Here is a 26,167-nt window from a genome sequence, read left to right on the forward strand (position 1 = left end):
ACGTTTTCAATATTTCTTTTTTATTATATAATAAATTTAACTGATAATTCAAAAAATATGCAAATTTTTATGTATTTAATAATATATTTCATTAACACTACAAGGAGGATGCATGAAACATATCAAAACCTATCACAAATCGACGTATACATTTAATGACCGCCAATTAATAATAGAAGGCCCTGTTGATGGTCATACGCTTCAAAAATATACCTTTGATAAAGGACTCGTAGCTTTTCGACGACCGGATGAACAATTTGAAGCAATCATAGAAATTGCTGATCTCGAAGAAGGACGTATCATTATTTGTCGCGACGGTATTAACATCATTGGGTATACCACCTACTTATATCCAGATCCGATGGAACGGTGGTCCAATGGTAATCTTGAATTTATTTTAGAACTTGGTGCAATTGAAATCAGTAAAGATTACCGTGCATTAGGATTAGGAAGTGAAATGCTGAGAGTTGCTATGATGGATGATGCGATGGAAGATTTTATCGTTATTACAACAGAATATTACTGGCACTGGGATTTAAAGAATAGCGGTCTCGATGTGTTTCAGTACAAAGAGATTATGCAAAAAATGATGGGCAGCTGTGGTATGAAAGTATTTTCAACCAATGATCCGGAAATTACGAGTCATCCTGCCAATTCACTAATGGCACGAATCGGCAAACGTATTAATAATGAACAGATTCAGGCGTTTGATAATTTAAGGTTTCAAAACAGATTTTTCTTATAGGAGGATACTATGTTAGTTGAACGAATAATGACAAGTCCCTGCATTACATTCAATGCAGAGGGCACAATAGAAGAAATCATCACTTTAATGCATGAAAAAAATATCCATCATGTCCCAATTGTTGATGATGAAAATAGACTGCTCGGCATTATTAGCGACCGAGATATTAAACAGGCTTTACCATCAAACTTACAAGACCGCCTTGTTCTGGATTTAAATGTACCGATAACAAAGATTATGGCGAAAAACGTTATTACATGTCATCCACTCGATTTTGTAGAAGAAATTGCGCTAGACTTCTACAATGAAAATATCGGTAGTATCCCTGTCGTGAAACGAGACAAAGTTGTCGGTATCGTCACTGCTAAAGACATGCTGAATACTTTTATCGAACTGACAGGAGTCGTAACACCAGGAACAACAATTCAAATTCAAATACCGGATATTCCGGGCAATCTTCACGAAGTGACTGAAGTCTTCCATAGATTTAAGACCGGAATAGAAAGTGTCCTCGTATTTCGTGATAAAAAAAATCCAGGCAAAAAAATCGTTAGCGTACGTATGATGTCAATGCATCCTCAAACAATCATTGCTGAACTCGAAGCAAAAGGATTTCAAGTATACAATCCAATGGAAAACAGCCTATGACGTTATTTGTATATGATGATGCATTACTCGCATACCGTTTCAGTAACGATCACCCTTTCAATCAAATGCGATTACTGTTAACAAAAACATTGCTAGAAGCTTTACAGTTACTTCCTGAAGATAAAATCATTAAACCTCGTATTGCAACAGACGAAGAGTTATTACTCGGTCATCAACCAGAGTATATTCAGGCTGTTAAAGATGCAGGTCAGCAGATTTTAAGCGCATCAGATTGTGAAAAGTTTGGTCTGAATTCAAATGATACACCAAACTTTGAAGGCATGCATGATAAATGTGCGACACTCGTAGGAGCAACGTTAACAGCTGTATATGCTGTCATGACCGGACAGACAAAAACAGCTTGCAACTTTGGTGGTGGATTACATCATGGATTCCGAGGTCGTGCTTCCGGATTTTGTATCTATAATGATTCCACTGTTGCGATTGAATATATGAGACAAAAGTATAATAAACGTGTGCTTTATATCGATACAGATGCCCATCATGGGGACGGCGTTCAGTTTTCATTTTATAATGATAACGATGTCTTCACATATTCTATCCATGAAACAGGAAGATATTTATTTCCGGGTACAGGAACAATCCACGAAAAAGGAGACGGTAACGGTTATTTATATAGCATGAACTTACCTGTAGATGCCTATACTGAAGATGACTCTTTTCTTCACGTCTTCCGAGAAAGTCTGATTAAAGCATGTGAATTCTTTAAACCTGATATTATACTGAGTCAAAATGGTGCAGATGCTCATTACCTTGACCCATTGACACATTTATCTGTCACACATAGAACATACCAGACAATTCCTCAAATCGTACATCAGTGTGCAGAACAGTATACAGACGGCAAGTGGATCGCAATCGGTGGTGGCGGGTATAATATCTTTCAAGTGGCACCACTCGCCTGGGCACAGGTTTATAATGCAATGTTAGGAAACCCATCGCTAGAAGGAGAGATACCAAAATCCTGGATCGATATGTGGCAGCCAAAATCAAAAATTAAATTACCGAAGACATGGAATGAGGATCTGGAAAATTACGAATCAATCCCCAGGAGGTTGGATATTGAAGAAAAAAATGAACAGACACTTCAGAGAACTTTAATGCATTATTAAACAAAATAAGCGATTAAACTGAATCAGTTTAATCGCTTATTTCTATTTTGTAGTACCTCTATAGACGATACTGTAAGGTAATGTTACTTTTGATTCTTCAATTTGTTCATCGTTCATATATTTAGTAAGTAGTCGCATGCCAACAGCACCGATATCATAGAGTGGTTGCATCACACTTGATAATTTTGGACGTACCATCTTAACTAAACGTGTATTGTTGAAACTAATCACCTGTAATTCATTTGGTATATCTTTACCATCATCTTGTACTGCATGAACAATGCCGATTGCCTGTTCATCACTGATACACATGATTACTTCAGGGTTTTGAGATTTAATTGCTTCATACGCCTTCTCGCCATCTAAATATTGTTCTTGTCCGATGTAAATAGATGCATCGTCAAGCTTAATATTATTTGCTGAAAGTACAGACTTCATACCTTCTAATATATCGATTTGCGCTTTCTCTGAGTAACCTCCACCTACGAAAGCAAACTTCTTCACACCATCTTGAACGAACTTCTCAGTAATTTCCTTACTTGCATTAATATAATCTATATTTACTGCCGGTAAACTTGCATCCAGGTCATGTGTACCTGATACAACGACTGGTACAGAAGATGTTTTAATAATATTTGTCGTTTCTTTAGATAAAGTACCGCCTAAGAAAATAATACCATCAACTTGTTTAGATAATAAATTGTTGAAGATTTCCTGTTCTTTTTGTGCATCGTTATCTGAGTTTGAAATGATTGTCTGATATTTATACATCGTTGCAATATCTTCTAATCCACGTGCTAATTCAGAATAATAAACATTTGAAATATCAGGAATGATAACACCAACTGTTGTAGTTTTTTTACTTGCCAGACCACGTGCAACTGCATTCGGTCTATAGTTTAATCTTTTAATTACTTCATTGACTCTATCTCTTGTCGCTGGTTTCACGTTTGGATTGCCATTCACCACACGAGAGACAGTTGCCATCGAAACTTTTGCTTCGCGAGCAACATCATATATTGTAACTGTCATTTTATCCTCCTGTAACCGTTTTATTTATTATTCTAACACGTTTTCATAACTTTTTCATTTTTCAAGTTAGCAAATTCAAAAATTGTTAATAATTTCGTGCTGCCTTTGTAATTTCCTGATAGAAAGTTTCAAATTCGTTAAGGTCCATTTGTTGACCTGCATCACTTAAGGCAACAGATGGATCAGGGTGTACTTCTGCCATCACACCATCTGCTCCAACTGCTAAAGCTGCACGTGCGACTGGTAACATAATATCTTTACGGCCCGTTGAATGCGTCACATCTACCAATACAGGCAGATGCGTACCTTGTTTAAGAATTGGTACAGCAGATATATCTAGTGTATTACGTGTAGCTTTCTCGTACGTTCTAATACCTCGTTCACAAAGTACTATCTTATTATTCCCATTGGCATAAATATATTCAGCAGCATAGATAAACTCCTCAATTGTAGCACTTAATCCTCGTTTTAAAAGAATCGGTTTATTTGTTTTTCCCGCTTCTTTTAATAATTCGAAATTCTGCATATTACGTGCACCAATCTGAAATACATCCACATATGGATCAGCAAGATCAAAATGGTTTGGATTAACAATTTCACTTACAACATTTAAGTCATAGCGTTTTTTCATTTCACCTAATACCTTTAGACCTTCAACACCTAGTCCCTGGAAGTCATAAGGAGAAGTTCTTGGTTTAAATGCACCGCCTCTAATAAATTTCTCACCTTTTTGATGTAAATTTTTCGCAACTGCATCCACCTGTTCAATAGATTCTACTGAACATGGACCAAATACAAATGACTTATTACCGTCACCAATAATCGCCCCATTATCAAAAGAAACAATCGTATCTTCTGGTTTTAATTTACGTGATACCAAAAGATGCTTTTCACTATTTGATTTTTGTAATTCTGTCGATGCTTTAAAGATTTCTTTAAACAACTGCTTGATCACATTATCATCAAATGGTCCATCGTTTTTATCCAGCAACATGTTAATCATTTCTTTTTCACGTTCAGGATCATAAATTGCAGTTCCTTGTTTACGCTTTTCTTCACCTATTTGTTTAGCAATTTCACCGCGTTCGCTCAGTAACTTTAAGATTTCAATATTAATTGCTTCTATTCTGTCTCGTAAATGATTCAATTCATTCATCGCTATAACCTCTTTTATATAAATTCAAAAAATAGTAGACCGTCAGCCTACTATTTTATCATAATCCGAAAAAAATTGTATATTATTTGTTTCTTACTTTATTGTCAGCATCTTTAGCTGTTTTTATTGTTTGTTCACGTTCTGCTAAAGCTTCATCTTTAATCGGTGTATCTAATTCTTTATCTACAATTGCAATCGGTTGTGCTAATGAATCATCATTTACTTCCGATTTAATCGCTTGTTTTTGTCGCTCTAATTCATTAAACGTCACATGATTATCTTTATCACCATTATTTAATTTTTGAGCCGCTTTCTCTTTTAATGCTGCCGTTTTTTCTGTTAACTTTGCAGCAAATGCATTTGATTTTTCTTTGAAACCTTGTGCATTTTCAATTTGTTTATTGTAATGATCTACTGATTTCGCTTTTAAACTTTCTGACTTTTGACTTAAATCCTGTTGTAAATCTTTACCTGCTTTCGGTGCTACAAGTAAACCAAGAAACGAGCCGACAACTAATCCCGCAGTTAATCCGATTGAAAAGTCACGTGCTGTTGTATCATTTTGAACTTTATATTCTTTTACTGTATGTGTATGTAAGTCTCTATTATAAGTATTTGCCAATTTTAACGCCTCCGTTAGTATATTGTTTATTGATGCTTTAATCCTTATTTTATTCAAAAAATAAAGGAATGTACAATAAGTACATTCCCAATTATTGATTATTTTAAACCAGCATTGATTTTATCTTGGTCTAAATGATCACCTTTTGTATGTGTTTCATTAAAATTGTTCTGGTTTACATGGTTCTCGTAATTCGGAGTTGTTGTATCAGCAAAGTTTACTGAATTACGACGTTGTTTTCTCATTTGCCATTTGTCAGCTACTTCCATTGCTACGTTTGACCATTGAACAACTTGAGAAATTTTGTCTTCGTTTTGTGAGATATTGTGAGTAATTGAAGAAGTCACATTATCCACTGAACTGTTTAAGTTTTGAACAGTTGAACCAATACCAGTTACTGCATCAACAACTGTATTTAATTTTTGAGCTTTAAACTGAACATCTTCAGCTAAACGATTTGTTTTGTGTAATAAATCTGTTGATTCACGTGTAATACCTTGAATTTGTCCCTCAACACCGTCAAGTGTTTTAGCAACATGGTCTAAATTCTTCTTAACTGACATTAAAGTCAATCCTAAGAAGATACATAATACTAAAAATGCAATTGCAGCGATTAATCCTGCGATTGGTAAAATCCATTCCATAAAAACGCCTCCTAATATTTATAACTCTTGTTATTTAGTCAAATACCCTGCTGAATAAAGCTTAAACATACTTTGTGTAACGTTATATAAGATTTTCATAAGATTTCTGAACTTTTTGAATATCGCCAGCACCCATAAATATAATAACGCTATTTTCATGCGCTTTCAATTGAGAAACTGACGCTTCACTAATGAGTTCAGCATCAGGAATTAAAGTTTGCAAATCCTTAATTGAAAGTTCTCCAGATGATTCTCTGGCAGAACCGAATATATCACATAAATAAGTCTTATCAGCTACTTTTAAACTATCGGCAAATTCCTGCAAGAACGCACTCGTTCTTGAAAATGTATGCGGTTGGAAAACTGCTACAATCTCTTTATTCGGATACTTTTTTGATGCAGATTCTAATGTTGCTTTAATTTCAGTTGGATGATGCGCATAGTCATCAATTAAGATTTGTGCCCCAAATTTCTTTTCACTAAAACGACGTTTCACACCGCCAAAAGTAGCTAATGCATCTTTAATTGCAGCCATATCTAAAGCTTCAAGATAACAAATTGTAATTACTGCCAAGGCATTTAGCACTTGATGATTACCAAACATCGGCGTTTTGAAACGATCAATAAACTCACCATCGATATACACATCAAATGTTGTTCCATTATCAACAGATTCTACATTTTTAGCAGTGACTTTGTTACCCTCAGCTAATCCATAATAATAAATTGGAACATCTGCTTTTAATCCTTTAAGATTTTCATCATCTCCACATGCCACAATCGCTTTCTTCACTTTATAAGACATTTCCTGGAACGCACTGAACACGTCTTCTAAAGATTTAAAGTAATCCGGATGATCGAAATCTACATTCGTAATTATCGCATAGTCAGGTGAATAACTTAAGAAGTGACGACGATACTCACAAGCTTCAAAAGCAAAGTATTCACTGTCTGGCATACCCATACCAGTACCATCACCAATTAAGAATGATGTTTTTTTATCTCCATTCATCACATGCGATAAAAGACCTGTTGTACTCGTCTTTCCATGGGCACCTGTAACTGCCACAGAAATGTAACGGCTCATAAAGTCACCTAAAAATTTATGGTAACGGATGACCTCTAAACCTAAGTCATTAGCACGAACAATTTCTTCGTGGTTGTCAGGAAATGCATTCCCGGCAATTACTGTCATACCTTCTTTAATATTATCTGCATTGAATGGAAGGATTGTAATCCCTTTATCACGCAAACCAATCTCAGTAAAAAATTCCTTTTCAATATCTGAACCTTGAACCTGTTCACCCATATCGAATAAGATATGTGCTAATGCACTCATTCCTGAACCTTTAATACCAACGAAATGATATAAAGTCATGTGCTCATCTCCTAATATTCTGCTTGTTTTTCCGTTATTAATACTGCTCTTGGTTTAGAGCCGTTCTGGCCACTGACGTAGCCCATTTCTTCTAGCTGATCAATAATACGTGCAGCACGATTATAACCAATCTGGAATCTACGTTGAATTTGAGATGTTGAAATATGACCTTCATCAATCATAAAATCACAAATTTCATTAAATAATTCATCTTTAGGTGCTTCCGAAACTTTCTTCAGCAATTCTTTTTCCTGAAATAAATAATTCGGTTCACCTTGCGTCTTGACATATTGAACAACCGCATCAATCTCTTCATCTGAAACAAAGTTACCTTGAATTCGAATTGGTTTATTCATTCCATTACCAAGATACAACATATCACCGTTTCCTAAAAGCTTTTCGGCTCCGCCACTATCAATTATCGTTCTTGAGTCGACTGCTGAAGAAACCATAAAGGCAATTCGCGTAGGAACATTTGCTTTAATCAGTCCTGTTATTACATTTACTGAAGGGCGTTGTGTTGCTAGAATCATATGAATACCCGCAGCACGTGCTTTCTGTGCAATACGTGCGATAGCATGCTCTACATCTTGCGGAGACATCATCATTAAATCCGCTAACTCATCGATTACGATGACAATCTTCGGTAAACGCTCTAAATAACTTACCTTCTGATTATAAGCAGTAATATTACGAACATGAATATCTGCAAATATTTTGTAGCGACGTTCCATCTCTTCAACGACCCATTTTAAACTTTCTGTCGCTGCCTTCACATCTGTTATAACAGGAGCAATTAAGTGTGGTAAATCATTATACGGCGCAAGTTCTACCATCTTCGGATCGATCAATAACAATTTAAGCTCGTTCGGATTATTTCTATATAATAACGAAACTAATATCGAATTGATACAGACAGATTTACCAGAACCTGTAGCACCAGCGATTAACCCGTGCGGCATCTTAGCAAGATCCATAATCATAGGCTCGTTATTAATACGAGCACCAAGTGCTACTGTAAGTTTGCTCTCCGCAAATTTCATCTTCTTACTGAATAAAACTTCGCTTAAATTTACATTACGCGTTTCAACGTTAGGTACTTCTACACCTACAAGTGAAGTGCCTGGAATCGGTGCTTCAATACGAATATCTTTAGCAGCAAGTGCCATCTTAATATCATCCTGTAAATTTGTAATGCGAGAAACTTTCACACCTTTTTCAACTGACAGTTCAAAACGTGTAACGGATGGACCGACGACAACATTTTCAACCTTTGCCGGAACATTAAAGTGATAGAAAGCATCATCCAGCTGTGCTTTATGTTCTTCTACCCACATTTCATCGCGTTCTACCTTATCTTCAGGATTTAATAGAGAAACCGGTGGTAACAAATATTTTGGACCGATACGTTTCGTCGGTTCTTTTTTCACCGGGTATCCGTTGTTGCTCACAATGTGGTTAGATTGAGGTTGTGATGCAATTGCAGGAGTTGATATATCTTCTTCTTTTACTGTTTCAATATCTTTATCTACTTCTTCTATTTCTTTTACTTCTTCGACTAGGTTATGATCTTCCTGAACGATATTTTCCTCTGTCGTACCCTGCTGTTCAAATGACTGCTGAATATCAACTGCAGGAGAATATTCAGCTTGTCGTTTTTTATCCAGTAAACGACGTTTATCGCTTGGTGTCATGACGACATTGAATGGTGACACTTTCTTTTTAGGTTGTTGTGCTGATGAGATAACGGCTTGCGGCTGATGATCACGAATGTTTGCTTTAATCTCATTATTTTCAACTTGAACGTATTGTCCAGAAGATAAATGCTGATTGATATTACCTGTTACAACGCTTTGTTCTGCTTCATTTGTTTCATCTAATTGATCACTATCATCAATTGTTAACTCAGGTTGAGTCACTTCTTCTGTATTTTCAGGAATAAGAACAGGTTCAAATGATGCATGCGCTTTTGTAGTATCCAATTCAACAATTACGTCTGTTTCTTCAGTAGAATCTAATTCAACGAATGCTTCGGTATCTTCTTCTGTTTCAATAAACGGAATAACGGGTTCTAAAGAACCTTCATCAACTGCTTCAGTCTCAGAAATTACTTCATCGACCTCTGACGTTTGTTTGAAATCCGGTTCAAGTATCGGTTCTAAAGATTTTGAGTGTGCTGTATGTTCATATGTTGTTTCGATAGTTACTTCTTCTGATTCATCTTCTTTATATTCTAAATCTTCATCAATCATCTCATAAGAAACATCATCGATTTCAATCAGTTGCTCTTCTACGGGTTCGAAAGTCACATTCTCATCTAAAAATTCATCTTCTGTTGATGTCTGTTCCAATGATTCAACGTCACTCTCTAAAAGTGTTACTTCTTTCACTTCAGCAATTTCTTCTTTACCATCTTCAGCAGTTTCATCTTCTGCTGCTTCAATAATTGTTAAATGCTCAGCATTAGCAGGATTGAATGGTGTCTTTGTAGAATAGGTATATCTTTCACCTTCAGAAATAGTGATGGCTTCTGTTTCATCAATACTTTCTTCTATTTCACTGACATCTATTGCCATGATATCTTCTTCACTGTCTTCAGTTAAATCAATATGATTGATAACGGGTTCGTGTGCTACAACATCTTCCTCTATAATCGTTACACGTTCGTCAAATTCAGTTGTTTCCGGTTCAGCATGAACATATTCAACATCACTTTTATCTTCACGCATCATCGATGATATTTCTAATTCCTGAAGTTTCTTGAGTTCACGTTCTTGTTCAAACGCTTTTTTACGCTGTAACTTTTTCTCACGTTCTCGCCTAATTTCAGCTACAATTTGAGAGGCATAGATATTCTCAATATTGACAGTATTATCTTCTTTGCGATGTGTCGGATTTGCAGGTCTTGATGCTACAGTTTTCTTACCCTGTATCGGTTGAATCGGTTGCTTTAAAGATGACGGATCTTTTCTTGGCTTCGTACCATAGACAGCTGAAGGTACTACAGATGCTTTAAATTTAGGCTGATGCACACTATATTGTTTCTCACTGAATGTCTGGGCACTGTCAGTTTTATGAATACTACTTCGGTTATTCTTCGGTTGATAAGAAGTATACTTTGGTGCATCGTTTAATCTTGTCTTAGGCTGATAACGATCAATAACTTCATTATTACTTAATGATTCAGTGCGGTCTGTATGAAATGATTGCTGTTCGCTATTTCTACCTCTTCTTCTTTCACGTCTTGGAACGTAATCAGAGGAAAATGATGCTCTAATTTCTTCTGTGTTAACACTTTCATTTTGAGCAATATATGTTTCACGACGAGGTTGAACCGGTTCAATATATTCATGCTTATGATCTGTAATCTTTGTCTCATTAACATTATCTAGTGTACGATGATGTTCTGCTGTTTTAATATTTTCTACATTAAGTGGAAATCTGAATTTCCCTCGTGGTCTGTGATAGACATCTTCTTCATGTGTTTGATCGTGCGTATCTTCTGTTTTCTCTGATGATTCTCCAAATAGTTTATCAAACCAACTCATGTTATCACCCTATTCTGCTTTAAAGAAGTCTTCGCCAATCTCACGCGAATCATCTAGAACTAAAATACCTTTTTTCTCTTCAGAATCTGTTAATCCTAATTCACGTTCCGAACAAATCATACCTTTTGAAGGTACGCCACGTAGCTCAGCATCTTTAATCTGCATACCGCTAGGCATTACAGCACCAACTTTAGCGACAACAACTTTCTGACCTTGTGCGATATTTTTTGCTCCACAAACAATCTGTAATTTTTCAGTGCCAACATCAACTGTTGTAACATTTAATTTATCAGCATCAGGATGTTTCTCACATGTTTCAACATAACCTACAACAAACTTAGGTGATAAATCTACTTCTAATGGTGCGTCTAATCCTTTTTGTAATAATAGGTCATTAATTTTAGACATTAAATTTTCATCTAACTTCACTTGTCCATTTGTATCTAATCCTAATGATTCAACACCACTAACGTTATACCCTACGACTCTGCCATCTTTTTTTATCGTGATGATGTCACCGTTCGTTACATATTCAAATGGTCCATCTACTGGTTCTAATGTAATAAATAAATAATCTCCAACGACTTTGTTATAAAAAATATTCATATGATTGCTCCTTAAGGTTTGTATTATTATTCTTTATCTATTATATGCTTTATTCAATCGTTTTTCTTAAAAAAATCAATTAAAAATAACAGAAATATTACACTCAATATAATATAATGATAGCATCATTTTTTGTCTTTATGTTGTGTTTGTTGTTTTTGTTGTTTTTGTTGTGCTTGCTCTGCCATAAACTTCTGACGGTTACTTTCTATACGCTTAATTGCTTCCTGATCGCGCTTTGCATTATTCTTGCCTAATATAAATACAGGTGTTAACACATCGTCTTTATACTGGAAAGATAAAGATGTAATCGGTACGAGTCCATTCGCAAAGAAAGTCATCATCATTTGTGCAAGTACGTCATATCCCGTTTCATTTTGAATATCAGCGATTATCAAAACATCTGCATGAGGTGTAGCAACTAACATTTCTCCGGTGATGCGTGCTTCAAAATCTTTTAACAGCTTCTTGTTTAATATGCGACTTGCATCATAACCATCATTGGCATTAAAGAAATAATATGTATTGCCAGAGACAACATCTGTTTTATAAGTCGTTTTTAACCCTTTCACATTAAATAAAGCTTGTTCTTTAATGTGTGTTTCATCTATGCTTAATTCTTTTTGAATCTCAGCATCTATTAAGCGATAAGTCTTGCCTAAATCTATTGCGTAATAAATATTTGTTTCTGCCGTATGTTCTGTAATTAAAAACGGCACATCATTTTGTGCTTTAGGAAAACTCGTCGAACGAATAACAGGCATGATCTTCGCACCTTCCGGTAAAGTCGTATTTCCCATCGCCTGAATTGTCTCGTTGATATAATATAATACTTCTTCAATAATGCTTTCTTTCTTCTCTTTATATTTAGCTGCAACAGGTGCAAGCTTTATTGTTAAACCTTTATTGTTATCAAGACGCTCTACGCGTAATGTTTCTTCTTTACGGTCAAACTTTGTTGAAACGATTGATTTATCTAATGATTCAGTCAATCGATCTCTTATTTCAAAAACATTCATATTCTCACTCCTCACATAACTTTCATTGTACAATAAAACCACTACCGTTTAAAGCAACGCGTAGTGGTTAGTATATTTTATAAACTTTGAATAAATTCGTTTACTTGATCTTTTGTTTTTCTATCTTTCGATACAAAGCGTCCGATCACTTCAGAATCTTTAAATGCGATAAAGCTCGGAATACCCATCACTTCATATTCTACCGCTAAATCAATAAATTCATCTCTGTCGATAGAAATAAACTGGTACTCTGGATTTTCTGCTTCAATTTCAGGCATTAACGGATCAATAAAATGACAATCCGGACACCACGTTGCAGTAAACATTGCTATCGTTGGTTGTGTAATCGCCTCTCTAAATGCTTCAACATGCTCTATCTTTTTCATTAAGTTAACCTCCTGTGTTAATCTTTTGTTCGCCGGCTTTGATAATATTAGCTCGGCTCATCGTTATATATACAATATAACTGATAACACCGGGTAAAAGGAAATGAAACAGTCCGATCTGCATCCATGTTGTTAAACTACTACCCATCGTTTTGATTGTCATAATCTGTCCTACGAAACCACTCGTCCCCATCCCAGCACCTGCAGCCACATTTTTCATCGGCCAAAGCATCGTCATGATAGGCGCTACAATAATACTGGCGATTACAGGCGGCACTAAAATAAATGGATGTAACATGTAGTTTGGAATTTGAATCTTACTCGTTCCAATACCATGAGCAATCAAACCTTGTATACCGTTATCTTTAAAACTTGTCATCGCAAAACCGATCATATGACAACAGCAGCCGATTGTAGCAGCCGCTGCTGCTGTTCCGTTAATACCTAACATCAGGGCTAAAGCTGCACTCGAGATTGGACTAGATAAAGTAAGTCCAAAAATAAGAGAAACAAGAATTCCCATAAGTAACGGCTGTTGGTCTGTGGCAAATGAAATAAATTCACCTAGTGACAACATAAATGCCTGAATAAATGATCCTACAAGCTTGGCAATGATTGCTCCGATTACTAATGTTAAGAGCGGTGTCAATATAATATCAATCTTTGTTTTACCGCTATAAAATCTACCTAGCTCAGCTGTTGCAAGACTGACCACATACGTTCCAGCAGCCCCACCTTGCTCATAGCCATACATACCAGTTACAGCACTCGCAAATATGACCATTGGCTTTGCACCTAAACCAAATGCAACGGCAACACCTACTGCTGCACCGGTATAAAGTTTTGCCAGTTTACCGATTTCTATCAATAATGAAGTGTCGAGAAATGGCTTTAATTCTGTTCCTACAGTTTCTAATATAAGACCGATAATCAACGAACAGAATAAACCTAATGCCATAAAGCTCATTCCATCAACAAACCAACGTTTAAGTAATGCTTTCAAACTGCCAGCTCCTTTAATATCATTTTCATTATCATAGCACAAATGTATTTAATAATAACATATGTTAATTGATTCTATTGAGATAAAGATATACACTTTTTCTTTAATCACATAAAAAAATCATTCATCTGCATATGCAAATGAACGATTCAATTAAATCGATATAATGTTTAAGAAACGCTGTAAATGTTCAGACTTTGGATTTGTGAAGATTTGTTCTGGATGATCCATTTCTTCAATACGTCCATCATGGATAAACGCCACTTTATCGGCAACACTTCTTGCGAATGCCATTTCATGCGTAACAATCACCATCGTCATGCCTTCATCTCTTAATCCTTTAATCACTTTTAATACGTCTTGAACAAGTTCCGGATCAAGTGCTGATGTTGGCTCATCGAACAGCATTACTTTCGGATTCATCGCAAGCGCTCTTGCAATCCCTACACGCTGTTGCTGTCCACCAGAAAGAGAAATTGGATACTGATCTTTTACATGTAATAGATCAACTTTTTCAAGTAAGTTTACGGCGATTTTTTCCGCTTCGACTTTACTCATGCCTTTCACTTGAATTAATCCTTCCATTACGTTTTCAAGTGCAGTCATATGCGGAAACAGCTGAAAGTTCTGGAATACCATACCTGTTTTCTTACGCACTGCAATTTGTGATTTTTTGTCGTTTGCTGTGTAAGATACACCATCAACAGTCACAGTTCCTGATGTTGGAATTTCTAATGCATTCATTGTTCGCAGTAACGTCGTCTTTCCTGACCCACTACGACCAATCAGTACTACAACTTCACCGTTCGCTACTTCAAGATCAATATCTTTCAGTACAGTTTTTTCACCAAATTTTTTAACTAAATTTTGTATTGAAATCATCGCTGATACTTCCTTTCAACACGTGCTTCATAAATACTTTGAATGATTGAAACGATGAAACAAACAACCCAGTACATGATCGCCACTAATGTATAGATCGATAAGAATTCATATGTCGTCGATGCAACTTGTTGTGCGTTACGGAACATTTCAGCTACTAATATATAACCTAATAATGAAGTATCTTTAATTAAGCTTAAAAATGTATTCCCTAAAGCTGGTGTTGCTGTACGAATTGCTTGTGGTAATATAATACGTTGCATCGTTTTTTTGGGGCTCATCCCAATTGAATAAGCCGCTTCAGTTTGTCCGTGTGGTACAGATAATATACCACCACGAATTATTTCAGATCCATAAGCACCAACATTTAAACTTAACGAAATAATTGCTGCTGTAAGTGAACCGAGTTTAAATGCCTGATCGGGGTCTCCTGTAACCAGACGGCCGATTTCAGGAATCCCGAAGAAGATGATAAACATCTGAACAAGCATCGGTGTACCTCGAAAGATTGATACGTATACACGTGCTGGAATGCGTAATAATTTACTGTTAGAAATACGCGCAAGTGCTGTAAATATCGCAATAATAAATCCTAATATAAACGTAACAATCGCAATCGGAATCGAATATTTGACTAAACCCCAAAGCATTGGCTCAAAAGCTTGAGCCGCTGCATTCAGGGCATGGGACATTTCTTCATTAAGGACGAGTGACATCTTCACCGAACCATTTTTCACTGATTTTTTTCATTGTACCGTCTTTTTGTAATGCATCTAATGCTTTATCGAAGTCTTTAATGATTTTCTCATCTGTTTTCTTATTAAATACAAATCCTGATTGTGTTTTCTCAGCGTTACCTTCAACAATTTTGATATCAGCATTTTTCTTTTGTTTTAAGTAATCTAATACTGAAATTTTATCGTTAAAAGTTGCTTCCACACGATTAGATAATACCATTTCCATCGCCTGGTTAAATCCTTCAACTGAAGTTACTTTAGCGCCTTTTTCTTTCGCTAATTTACCGTAGTTTGAAGTTAAAGTTTGTGCTAATGCACGGCCTTTAACGTCATCAAATGATTTAATATCTGAATTTTTACGTGTCACCAATACACCTTGTGTATATGTGTAAGGTTTAGAGAAGTTATATTTCTTCTTACGGTCTGCATCCATACCTACCTGGTTTGCAATCGTATCGAAACGACCTGAGTTAAGTCCTGAGAACATTGAATCCCATTGTGTTTCTACGAATTTCACTTTGTATCCTGCTTTTTTCGCTACTGCTTCTGCTACTTCCACATCAAAACCTGTTAATTTATTGTTCTTATCATGGAAAGTAAATGGTGCATAAGTACCTTCTGTTCCAATCGTAATTTCTTGCTTGCTGTCTTTTTTATCTGAGTCATTGCTACCACATGCCGCTAAAATAAATAATGCTGTAAACAATAATGCTAATAATTTTTTCAATTTTCCATTCTCCTATTCTTATCAATTTACTCGGAATAGATTTTATTTTAAAGCATTTTAATTTTAAGTCAATAAAAAGATACTCAAGATTAGATAATAAAAATAGGATGAAGCAAATATTATCGCTTCATCTCTATAAAAAGCAAACTATTAATTCATCTTTAAATATTCAATTTTTTTATCATTGACATCTTTAAGTAATGCAAGCAGTCCATTACGAGCTGCATAATAGTCGCGAATATCAAAAATCGTGTGATTTGAATGAATATAACGTGCTGGCACACCGATTACTGCTGTCGGTATACCATGTAATGCTGTGTGGATAACGCCACCATCCGTACCACCTGGCGAAGTATAAAACTGATGTTTAATATCATTTGTTTCATAGATTTCTTCCAGCCATTGTTTAAATGACGGCTTCAAAATCATCGTTCTATCAATTATTCTAACAAGTGTTCCTTCACCTAGTTTACCATTCGCATTACTTCCTGCAGTATCATTTGCTGGTGAACAATCAACGACAAATGCTAAGTCGGGTTTGATCATATTTGCAGATGGCCCTGCACCACGCAGTCCAACCTCTTCCTGCACGTTAGCACCAACATATAGATCAAATGGTAAATCTGTATCTTTCAGTTGTTCAAATAAGTCAACGATGATTGTGCATCCATAACGATTGTCCCATGCTTTACATAGGAATCTGTTCTCAGTCAATTGTTCAAAATCAACTGCCGGAACGATTGAATCACCGATTTGGATGCCCATTGCTAATACCTGTTCTTTACTTTCAGCTCCCACATCAAGCAGCATATCTTTAATTTGCGGTGTTGCTTCCTTACCTGTTCTAAAATGTGCTGGCACACTGCCAATTACACCACTATATTCTTTGCTGTCACGCGTTAATACTTTCATTTTTTGGGCTTGCAGGACATCAGCTGGCCACCCACCGATTTCTGTGAATTTAAGTAATCCTTTTTCTGTAATATCTGTTACCATGAATCCAACTTCATCCATATGTGCCGCAATCATGATGCGTTTAGCATTGTCCTGTTTTGATTTCTTTACGAAGAAGACGCCACCTAAACCATCTTGTAATACTTCGTCCGCTAGTGGCGATAGTCTTTTTATCAGATAATCACGTACGAGACGTTCGTGTCCTGGGGCACCATGTAGTTCAGTTAATGTTTTTATCGTATCTAATAGTTGTTCTGTCATGTTTTTTTGCTCCTTATGGTAGAATATAATCAAATCGTTAACCTAAAAGTTATACGCAATGCATCCAAATTTATTGATGAGAGGACTTTTAACTATGAAAAAATATCAAATCATCATTCCCGTTATTGTAGTCACTGGTATTATCGCTTATCAACTACGTCATCATATGACGATGCAGCACCCTGAAACTCTGCTACAACAAGTGCTGACAAATTTCGATCACGTCACAGGTTCAGCTATCGTATATGAACCAGAAAAACAAGAAAAGTTTGGTCAGATCTCTCACATTTATCGCGGTATCATTAATACGCAGGATAAAGATTACGAATTTACTGTCGATGCTTATACCGGTGAACTCATCGACATTATAGAAATATAATCTAATTTTAAAATCTGTTATGTATTTGAGGCACAAAATTTATTGTGCTTCTTTTTCTTTTGTTGTTTTTAAGTAATCGAATGATTTTTTTATGCGGTCAAGGCCTTCTAATAATTTATCTTCACTACACGCTACATTAAATCTAAAATGTGTACTTGTAGATAGTTCGTAAGTATTACCGATACCCGTCGCAATCTTACCGACATGCTGTAAGGCATCCTGTACTTCCATTTCACTAAATCCACTCTTCTCGAAATCAATCCAGGCTAAAAATGTAGCATCCGGCTTCTGGAAAAATAGACAATCAGACAGATGATCTGCAATGTAGTCTTCTACGAGTGTCATATTATTATCGATATGCTGATTAAGCGCATCTACCCAGTCGCCACAATCTAAGTAAGCGGTCTGGATTACAGTTAGTGCTACTAAATTTACTGCCGCTAAACCATAAACAGACATCACTTTCGTATTAATTGTCTCGCGTATATATTTATCTTTTGTTATAAAGTATGCATGCGGAATACCAGAAACATTAAATGTCTTACCTAAACATGTCGTCACTAACATCTGCTCATAATCCTGCATGTATTTTGCAAGTGTTTCATGTTGACCACGACGCACAAAATCCATATGAATTTCATCAGCAATGATATACACATTATATTTCTTACAGATTTCAATAATCTTTAAAAGTTCCTGCTCAGAAAACACTTTACCTGTTGGGTTATGTGGATTGCATAATAAGAACACTTTATTTTGAGGCATCTGACAAAGATATTCAAATTGTACAAAGTCCATCGTGTATTCGTAGCCATCAAAGTAAAGTTCACTTTCTACGATCATACGTTTATTACCGTTAATCAGATTGATAAAGTTGTTATAGGAGGGCGTATTAAGGATAACACCTTCACCTTCATTAGTCAGGATACGTATTGCTTCTGTCACAGTAAAAAGCACTGATGGTGAATAGAAGAGATCTTGTTTAAGAATGTTTGTATTAAATCGGTTACTATACCATTGTTTAATCGGCGTATAGAAAGCATCATTCTTCCAGCTCGTGTATCCGAAAATTCCGTGTTCCAGACGATTAGCGATAGACTTTGTAATCTTTTCCGGCGTTTTAATATCCATATCTGCTATCCAGAATGGCATTAAATCTCTACGCTGATAGATTAATGGAATCATTTCAGTTTGAACTGCATTTGTATTTAAACGGTTAACATTTTCATTAAAGTTATACATAGTTTCCTCCAGTTCAGAAAATTCTCTCAATATATCTAGTCTACACTAAATAAAGCATAAAAAAAAGATGAGACACTTATAATGTCTCACCATTTAATAATTCTTCAAATGTTATTTAAAACTTGCTTCAAGTCGGTTGATTCTAAAGCCTTTAGCAGAAAATTTCTCTTCATACTCTGTCTTAATATTATCAGCAGGTTCATTGTCATGCAGATTTAAATTGATATTTTTAAGTTTCATCCCAAACTGACTCATACTTTCAATAGAAAATTCAAACAGTCCTTGATTATCTGTCTTGAAGTGAATTTCTCCCTCATCTTTCAGGATAGTCTTATATACCGATAAGAAATTAGCATGCGTTAAACGACGTTTGGCATGTCGTGTCTTCGGCCATGGATCCGAAAAGTTTAAATAGACGCGGTCAATTTCTCCAGGATTAAATATTTCAGTCAGCTTCTCAGCATCAACCGTCAATAATCGTAAGTTTTTAATATCCTGCTCTATCGCTTTTTCTACAATACGAATCATTACATTCTTATCACGTTCAATACCGATATAATTGATTGCTGGATTTGATTTTGCCATCTCAGTAATAAATCGACCCATACCGCTTCCGACTTCTATATGAATCGGCTGAACTTTTTCAAACCATGATGTGATATTGTCTTTTTGTGACAAGTCGATACTTACAATATCACGATGTTCAAGCATATAATCCTCTGCCCACGGTTTATTACGCATTCTCATGTATGTTGCTCCTTTAAATAAATCTATTCTGTGTTAAAACTTCATCTAAAAACTTCAACCATTCGTTCATATCGTGGTAACGACTCTTCTCCTCATACCACTGTACCATCGCAATCGCCTGTATAATCGTATACCATTTCATACGTTTCTCTAAATCGATTGTATAGTTAATACCGTAATCAGCAAGCCACGCTTCCCAGTCAACTTCTTTACTATACGTATATAAAATCATACCGATATCAATCGCAGGATCTGCAATCATCGCACCTTCCCAGTCAACAATAAACAGTTCATCCTGATCTGAAAGTAACCAGTTATTATGATTCACATCGCCATGACAGACAGTATAAAACTGACTATCTAAATTAGGCATATGTTCTTCTAAGTAAATTAAAGCTTTTCTAACCGTATGATGTGCTAATACATTGCGTGAAAGAGAACTATTAATTTTCTTAAGTAATATGTGAGGATGCATCGGTTTCATTTCTAAACGTTTTAACATGTTAAGTAAAGGTTTAGAACGATGAATTTTTCTGAGGAGTTTCGCAACACGCTTGGAACCCATTTCTTCGTGTGTCAATGATCTTCCGTTCTTCCAATGTTGAGCGGTAACTACCTCACCCGTTTCAATACGTTTTGTCCATACGAGCTTAGGTACGATACCCTCAGCAGATAACGCTGCCAAGAATGGCGAAGAATTTCGTTTAAGAAATAATTTGCGACCATCCTGCTCTGCCATATATGCCTCTCCAGAAGCGCCACCAGCGGAATCTAATGTCCAACCAAGCTGATAGAAATGTTCCAACATGTTCACCTCCCACAGTAGAAAAAAGAAAAGGCAATGAGAAATAATCTCTTGCCTTATTTTTAGTTCGAACGTTTTAACGACTTATTTAAATTTTATAACCTTTTATAAAAATATTCAAGTCAAACTTTTTTAAGCGCACTGAATATATATTCAAATGTAATTCAATGTGTAATATGATGCCATTTAGACGTGATTCGTGATAATATGCTCATCAAACTTGCTTTGCAGCTGCTTCGTAATCGGACCAACCTGACCTTGATTAACATTTTCACCGTCTATCTCAGTAATCGGCATCACTTCCTGTGTCGTACTCGTTAAGAAGACTTCATCCGCATCTTTTAATGCTTTCTCATCAAATGTAAACTCTTCAAAAGCAATACCTTCAGCATCTGCAATTTGTTTAATGACACGACGTGTAATACCGTTTAAGATGAAATTATTTGCAGGGTGCGTAATGATTTTATCATCCTTAACGATGAATATATTACTCGATGCGCCTTCTGTAACAATACCGTTACGTATTTGGATCGCCTCTTTTGCACCATTGGTTACCGCTTTTTGTTTATTCATAATGTTACCAAGCAGATTCAAACTTTTAATATCACAGCGTAACCAGCGTATATCTTCAGTTGTAATTGCTTTCACACCTTGCTGAAGATCCTGCATCGGTCGTTCTGCAGTATTTGTATATAACAATATATTCGGTTGAGTGTCTGTTGGGTACCAATGGTTTCTAACTGCATCTCCTCTTGTTAACTGAATATAAATTGTACCGTTATCAATTTCGTTTTCAGTAATAAGCTGATTACAAATTTCGATATATTCCTCAACTGTATAGGGACTTGTAATTTCTATTTCATTTGCACTACGCATGAGTCTTTCGAAATGTTCAGTGGCTGTAAATAAAGTACCGTGGTATACGCGCACGACTTCATATACACCATCACCAAACTGGATGCCACGATCGTTATAACTTATTTTCGTGTCATCAGACACATAACTTCCGTTAATAAAAACTACCATTTTACTCACCTTCTACACATAAAGAGTGAATTGCTTCTAAATAAATTGCTGTCGCATCAAATAATTGTTTCTTGCTGATATATTCATTTTTTTGGTGCATTAAATCTTCTGAATCCTTAAACATCGCACCAAATGCTACACCCTTTTCTAAGTTACGGGCATACGTACCACCACCGATAGTATACGGTTCAGTCATATCCCCTGTTTGGTTACGGTAAGCTGTTAATAACTTTTGAACAAATGGATCATTTTTATCGACATAGTGAGGAACCTGGTGCTTTTCAATTTCAATTTCAAAGCCATCTTTAGCAATCTGTTCTTCAAATTTCTTAATTTCAGTGTCAAAATCAAAACCGTTTGGATAGCGTAAGTTTACCCCGTAATGTCCGCCATCAACGTCCGTATAACTAATCACACCGTAGTTTGTAGTTAACTGACCCATTTCTTCAGTTTCATAAGTCATACCTAGCTTCTCACCAAAGTGAGAGTCAAATAAATATGTATCACCAAAATTAACGAATGACTTTGCTTTCTTATCCAAATCTAACGTATTTAAGAAATTAACAAGATATAGACCAGCGTTCACACCTTTAAACGGTTCCATACCGTGCACTGACTTACCTTCAATTTGAAGTGAAATCTGACCATTCTCTACAAATTGTTTCCCAGTTAATTTGTTGTTTAATAAATATCCTTCGAAAGCTTGAATAACTGCATCCATCTTTTCTTTAACTTCGATTTTTGCTTCTGCAAAATCCGGGACCATATTGTATCTTTCGCCAGCTTTAAATGCTTTTAATTCCACTTCCGGTGCTGTTTCGCTTTCCTCATCACTGTTTTGAATAATATCAAATGTTGTGATACCTTTTTCACCATGAATTAATGGGAAATCAGCATCCGGTGCAATCCCTAAATCCGGCATCGGTTCAGTTTCAAAATAACGGTCTGTACATTTCCATCCTGATTCTTCATCTGTACCAATAATAATGTGGATGCGTTTCTTCCAGTCTACTTTCATGTCGTCTAAAATTTTTATTGCGTAGTATGCAGCAATTGTTGGTCCTTTGTCATCTAAAGTACCACGTGCAATAATTTTATCTTCAGTTACTACAGCTTCAAATGGATTAGTATCCCAGCCACTTCCTGCAGGTACTACGTCAACATGACATAATATTCCGAAAATATCATCACCTTTCCCTGCTTCGATACGTCCAGCGATATGATCAATATCAACCGTCTCGTACCCATCACGTTGTGCTATATCATACATAAAATCTAAAGCCTTACGTGGACCTGGTCCAACTGGGTTTTCACTATCAGCTAAACTGTCATCACGTACACTTTCTATATTTAATAAACCTGTAAGGTCTTCGATAATTATATCTTCATATTGTGCAACTTTTTCTCTCCACATAATGATTCCTCCTATTGCTTGTATAATCCTATATTACATGATACATAAAGGAATTCAAAATAATAATCGTAAAATTTATCAAAATAAAAAAGCCAGCATATGCTGACTTTGATAAAGCATAATTATTTTAATTCTTCTTTAGAAACTGCATTAGGATTTTTTTCTGCAACTTCTTTATCTGTTACAACGTGGATATTGTTTGCTCCACCTTCATCGTCGAAGTTTTGTTTTTCTTCTTCAACAGAAACGTCTTTTTTATTTAATTTATCAGCTAAGGGTGCTGCTTTTTCTTTTAATGGAGCAACTTTTTCTCCAACTTTTGAAGTTAAGTTTGCTTTATAAGCATTTGGATCTTCTTTCGCTTTGTTAATTTCTTCTTTAGCAACTTGTTGTAAGTTAGCAGCTTTTCCTTTAGCGCCATCTGCATAACCTTTAGGATCTTGTTTCGCTTTGTTGTATTCTTCTAATACTTTATCTCTGTTTTCTTTTTTTGAAAGGAATGCTGCTACTGCAGTACCACCAATAACTAATGCTGCTTTTAATAAACCTGTTTGATTGTTGTTAGCCATGTTAAACACCTCTTCTTTTGATTTGTACTGTAATTATACCCAAGGTGTAAAGGTCTAAACATTTAAAATCATTTTCTTACTAAATTAAGTTCATTCTGCATTAATTTCTTATATTCACCAGGTTTTAAACGATTGTCTAAAGATAAATCACCCATCTTAATACGTTTAAGATAAGTTACTTTCATGCTTATTGCTTCAAACATTCTTTTCACTTGATGGAACTTACCTTCCTGAATTACAAGCTCTATTTCACTTGTATCTTTTTCCGGATCAACTGATAGACAAGTTAAATCACCAGGCATTGTATGATAGCCATCATCTAAAGTTATGCCTTGAGCAAATTGTTCCACCGTCTGTTCAGTGACAATGCCGTCAATTTTAGCATAATAGGTTTTATTCACATGTTTCTTCGGACTCAGAACATCATGTGAGAATTGACCATCATTGGTTATGATGAGCAATCCTTCTGTATCTTTATCCAGTCTACCAACCGGATGCAAGTCATAATGATCCAGCCCTGTAATAAGGTCAATGACAGTCTTATCTTTATCATGTGTACTTGAAACTACGCCAGCTGGTTTATTAAGCATAAGATAGATAAAGGGTTCAAAGTGAATCGTCTCACCTTGAACCTTTACTATATCTTTTTTTGGATTAATCTTAACATCTGATTTCGTGATAACTTCCTCGTTAACCGTAATCACTTTTTTCTTGAGTAACGCTTTAACAACTTTCCGTGAACCTATACCATGGTTGCTTAAAAATTTATCAAGTCTCATCGCGTCAACCTATTTCTTAAAGATTGGATACGTGCACCGAAGAATTGATCAGCTAAACGAGATTTCATCGATAATGAAGCATAAACTAATGCACCGACTACTGCTCCAATGACTAAAATGATAAGTGCATCCAGTTTATTTGATACTGAAAGGAACTGCATTAAAATAACATAAACGATTTGTACAACTAGTACCATAATTAAGCTGTATAACGTAATCATCAACATTTGACGGGCAGTCGTTCGATACTGGAATCTGGCATATTTCTTAATCACATATAGGTTACAAACAATATTAAATGTCATAGCAATCGCAGTCGCAAGGACTGCTCCTACTGTATGGAATGCCATAATTAACGGGATATTAATCACTAATTTAACAAGTAAAGCAGCAAGTACGATATAAACCGTTAAATTTTGTTTATCAATACCCTGCATTATTGCTGCAGTTACAGAAACAAGTGCAAGTAAAATTCCCACAGGTGCATAATAAAATAAAATATTATTCGCAATTGGATTATAGCTATAGAAAACCGTATAAAGTGGCGCAGCTAATACCATAATACCAAGTGAAGCTGGCACTGTAAGGAACATCAGTAAACCAAATGTTGTTTTAATCTGATGATGCATTTCTTTAATCTTACCTGAAGCATGTGTTCTTGTAATTGACGGTACAAGACTGATTGCAAATCCTCCTGCAAGTGATGTTGGAATCATAACAAGTTTATTAGATGTCGTATTTAATATTGTAAGGAGCATATCATTCATTTTTCCGGGCACACCTGCTAAACCTAATGCATAGTTATGTGTAAACTGATCAATCGTTGTATAAAGCGGCACACATAAACTAACGATAACAAAAGGAATACTATACTTTAATATTTCTTTATACATACTTCCGTAACTTACATCAGTATTGGAATCATCAGACGCAACCATCTTATCGATAAATGGCTTACGTTTTCTCCAGTAATACCAGAGTGTTAGAATTGCAGCAACTGCTCCGATTGCTGCTGCAAATACAGCAATCTCATTGGCCAGTAACATTGATTTATTCATAATGTTAAGGACCAGATACGTCCCGCCAAGTAGAAATAGTATACGTGCAATCTGTTCAATAACTTGTGACACTGCCGTTGGCCCCATTGAATCATAACCTTGAAATATCCCGCGCCATGTCGCTAAGAATGGAATAAATAACACTGCAAATGAGATGATGCGAATAATCTCAGTAATATCTTCAACAGTCCATTTACCTTCAGAACCAGCTAATGATGCCTCAGCAATCATCGGACTTAAAAAGTAAAGAATAACAAAGCCTAGGAAACCGGTGATACCCATTACTAACAATGATGACTTATACAGTTTATAGCTGACTTTATAGGCACCAATCGCATTATACTTCGAAACATATTTAGCTACCGCTAAAGGTATACCACCTGCAGCAACAGTAAGCATAACTACATATGGTGGATATGCCATATTATAAGGTGCTAAATTTTCTTCACCACCGATAATGGCATAGAACGGAATAATATAAAGTATCCCTAAAATTTTTGTAATAAAAATACTTGCCGTTAATAAGAAAGTACTTCTGACAAGTGAATCTTTCTGTGACATAACTTCATCCCTATCTTTTTTTAAAATAAAAACTTCATAAATGATTAAACCCATTTTCAATGTAGATTATCATACCACCATTATAAATTTTTAACTACTGAATTCA

26 protein-coding genes are annotated in these 26,167 nt (G+C 35.6%); 4 read left to right on the top strand and 22 right to left on the bottom strand.

Features of this window, described 5'->3' with window-relative positions; all coding sequences use genetic code 11:
- Window positions 1-112: 112 nt before the first annotated feature.
- From HT586_RS08910 to HT586_RS08920, 3 genes are read left to right on the top strand one after another with little or no spacing between them, the layout of a single operon-like run.
- Window positions 113-745, top strand: coding sequence for a GNAT family N-acetyltransferase (locus tag HT586_RS08910; RefSeq protein WP_203545629.1), 633 nt, complete (start codon window positions 113-115; stop codon window positions 743-745).
- A gap of 9 nt (window positions 746-754) precedes the next feature.
- Window positions 755-1,393: a CBS and ACT domain-containing protein gene (locus tag HT586_RS08915; protein ID WP_203545630.1), complete on the top strand. Its 639-nt coding sequence runs from the start codon at window positions 755-757 to the stop codon at window positions 1,391-1,393.
- Window positions 1,390-2,526 carry an acetoin utilization protein AcuC gene (locus HT586_RS08920; RefSeq protein ID WP_203545631.1) on the top strand — a complete coding sequence of 379 codons (1,137 nt, stop codon included), beginning with the start codon at window positions 1,390-1,392 and terminating at the stop codon, window positions 2,524-2,526. The genes HT586_RS08915 and HT586_RS08920 overlap by 4 nt, the downstream gene beginning before the upstream one ends.
- A gap of 42 nt (window positions 2,527-2,568) precedes the next feature.
- Here the strand turns inward: HT586_RS08920 and ccpA are convergent, their stop codons facing one another.
- The 14 genes from ccpA to HT586_RS08990 form a co-directional block, all read right to left on the bottom strand.
- The gene (ccpA, locus tag HT586_RS08925; protein ID WP_203545632.1) at window positions 2,569-3,558 is read right to left on the bottom strand and encodes a catabolite control protein A; all 990 of its coding nucleotides are present in this window, start codon (window positions 3,556-3,558) and stop codon (window positions 2,569-2,571) included.
- Window positions 3,559-3,643: 85 nt separating this feature from the next.
- Entirely contained in the window at window positions 3,644-4,714 is a 1,071-nt protein-coding gene (locus tag HT586_RS08930) for a bifunctional 3-deoxy-7-phosphoheptulonate synthase/chorismate mutase (protein ID WP_096076126.1), read from the bottom strand.
- Window positions 4,715-4,796: 82 nt separating this feature from the next.
- Entirely contained in the window at window positions 4,797-5,336 is a 540-nt protein-coding gene (locus HT586_RS08935) for a YtxH domain-containing protein (RefSeq protein ID WP_203545633.1), read from the bottom strand.
- Between the two features lie 98 nt (window positions 5,337-5,434).
- Window positions 5,435-5,980 (bottom strand): DUF948 domain-containing protein, encoded by a 546-nt coding sequence (locus HT586_RS08940; protein ID WP_096076124.1) that lies wholly within the window; start codon window positions 5,978-5,980, stop codon window positions 5,435-5,437.
- Between the two features lie 82 nt (window positions 5,981-6,062).
- Window positions 6,063-7,358 (bottom strand): UDP-N-acetylmuramate--L-alanine ligase, encoded by a 1,296-nt coding sequence (murC, locus tag HT586_RS08945; protein WP_203545634.1) that lies wholly within the window; start codon window positions 7,356-7,358, stop codon window positions 6,063-6,065.
- Window positions 7,359-7,369: 11 nt separating this feature from the next.
- Entirely contained in the window at window positions 7,370-10,906 is a 3,537-nt protein-coding gene (locus tag HT586_RS08950) for a DNA translocase FtsK (protein WP_203545635.1), read from the bottom strand.
- 9 nt (window positions 10,907-10,915) lie between these two features.
- Entirely contained in the window at window positions 10,916-11,512 is a 597-nt protein-coding gene (gene ytpR, locus HT586_RS08955) for a YtpR family tRNA-binding protein (RefSeq protein WP_096076121.1), read from the bottom strand.
- Between the two features lie 125 nt (window positions 11,513-11,637).
- Window positions 11,638-12,531: a DUF1444 family protein gene (locus HT586_RS08960; RefSeq protein WP_203545636.1), complete on the bottom strand. Its 894-nt coding sequence runs from the start codon at window positions 12,529-12,531 to the stop codon at window positions 11,638-11,640.
- 77 nt (window positions 12,532-12,608) lie between these two features.
- Window positions 12,609-12,917, bottom strand: a complete 309-nt coding sequence (locus tag HT586_RS08965; RefSeq protein ID WP_096076119.1) for a thioredoxin family protein — start codon at window positions 12,915-12,917, stop codon at window positions 12,609-12,611.
- A gap of 4 nt (window positions 12,918-12,921) precedes the next feature.
- Window positions 12,922-13,920: a PTS sugar transporter subunit IIC gene (locus tag HT586_RS08970; RefSeq protein WP_203545637.1), complete on the bottom strand. Its 999-nt coding sequence runs from the start codon at window positions 13,918-13,920 to the stop codon at window positions 12,922-12,924.
- Between the two features lie 153 nt (window positions 13,921-14,073).
- Complete coding sequence (locus HT586_RS08975; RefSeq protein ID WP_096076117.1) at window positions 14,074-14,802, bottom strand: amino acid ABC transporter ATP-binding protein; 729 nt, start codon at window positions 14,800-14,802, stop codon at window positions 14,074-14,076.
- Complete coding sequence (locus HT586_RS08980) at window positions 14,799-15,518, bottom strand: amino acid ABC transporter permease (protein WP_096076116.1); 720 nt, start codon at window positions 15,516-15,518, stop codon at window positions 14,799-14,801. The genes HT586_RS08975 and HT586_RS08980 overlap by 4 nt, the downstream gene beginning before the upstream one ends.
- Window positions 15,502-16,266, bottom strand: a complete 765-nt coding sequence (locus HT586_RS08985) for an amino acid ABC transporter substrate-binding protein (protein ID WP_096076115.1) — start codon at window positions 16,264-16,266, stop codon at window positions 15,502-15,504. The genes HT586_RS08980 and HT586_RS08985 overlap by 17 nt, the downstream gene beginning before the upstream one ends.
- Before the next feature lie 150 nt (window positions 16,267-16,416).
- Window positions 16,417-17,481 (bottom strand): M42 family metallopeptidase, encoded by a 1,065-nt coding sequence (locus tag HT586_RS08990; protein WP_096076114.1) that lies wholly within the window; start codon window positions 17,479-17,481, stop codon window positions 16,417-16,419.
- 94 nt (window positions 17,482-17,575) lie between these two features.
- Here HT586_RS08990 and HT586_RS08995 point away from each other — a divergent pair, with 94 nt between their 5' ends.
- Window positions 17,576-17,860 carry a hypothetical protein gene (locus HT586_RS08995; RefSeq protein WP_203545638.1) on the top strand — a complete coding sequence of 95 codons (285 nt, stop codon included), beginning with the start codon at window positions 17,576-17,578 and terminating at the stop codon, window positions 17,858-17,860.
- Window positions 17,861-17,899: 39 nt separating this feature from the next.
- On the opposite strand, the gene HT586_RS09000 is transcribed toward HT586_RS08995, so the two are convergent.
- The 8 genes from HT586_RS09000 to HT586_RS09035 form a co-directional block, all read right to left on the bottom strand.
- Window positions 17,900-19,102: a MalY/PatB family protein gene (locus HT586_RS09000; protein ID WP_203545639.1), complete on the bottom strand. Its 1,203-nt coding sequence runs from the start codon at window positions 19,100-19,102 to the stop codon at window positions 17,900-17,902.
- A gap of 111 nt (window positions 19,103-19,213) precedes the next feature.
- On the bottom strand, window positions 19,214-19,849 hold the full coding sequence (gene trmB, locus HT586_RS09005; protein WP_096076111.1) for a tRNA (guanosine(46)-N7)-methyltransferase TrmB: 636 nt from the start codon (window positions 19,847-19,849) through the stop codon (window positions 19,214-19,216).
- A gap of 13 nt (window positions 19,850-19,862) precedes the next feature.
- Window positions 19,863-20,654 (bottom strand): phosphotransferase family protein, encoded by a 792-nt coding sequence (locus HT586_RS09010; RefSeq protein ID WP_096078068.1) that lies wholly within the window; start codon window positions 20,652-20,654, stop codon window positions 19,863-19,865.
- A gap of 186 nt (window positions 20,655-20,840) precedes the next feature.
- Entirely contained in the window at window positions 20,841-21,680 is an 840-nt protein-coding gene (dat, locus tag HT586_RS09015; RefSeq protein ID WP_133353469.1) for a D-amino-acid transaminase, read from the bottom strand.
- 1 nt (window position 21,681) lies between these two features.
- Complete coding sequence (gene pepV / locus HT586_RS09020; protein WP_203545640.1) at window positions 21,682-23,094, bottom strand: dipeptidase PepV; 1,413 nt, start codon at window positions 23,092-23,094, stop codon at window positions 21,682-21,684.
- 122 nt (window positions 23,095-23,216) lie between these two features.
- Window positions 23,217-23,663 carry a YtxH domain-containing protein gene (locus HT586_RS09025; RefSeq protein WP_096076108.1) on the bottom strand — a complete coding sequence of 149 codons (447 nt, stop codon included), beginning with the start codon at window positions 23,661-23,663 and terminating at the stop codon, window positions 23,217-23,219.
- A 68-nt stretch (window positions 23,664-23,731) separates the two neighbouring features.
- Window positions 23,732-24,442, bottom strand: a complete 711-nt coding sequence (locus HT586_RS09030; protein ID WP_203545641.1) for a pseudouridine synthase — start codon at window positions 24,440-24,442, stop codon at window positions 23,732-23,734.
- Complete coding sequence (locus HT586_RS09035) at window positions 24,439-26,061, bottom strand: putative polysaccharide biosynthesis protein (RefSeq protein ID WP_203545642.1); 1,623 nt, start codon at window positions 26,059-26,061, stop codon at window positions 24,439-24,441. The genes HT586_RS09030 and HT586_RS09035 overlap by 4 nt, the downstream gene beginning before the upstream one ends.
- Between the last annotated feature and the right edge of the window lie 106 nt (window positions 26,062-26,167).

The sequence above is a fragment of the Macrococcoides bohemicum genome (genome assembly GCF_016865215.1).
GTDB lineage: Bacteria > Bacillota > Bacilli > Staphylococcales > Staphylococcaceae > Macrococcoides > Macrococcoides bohemicum.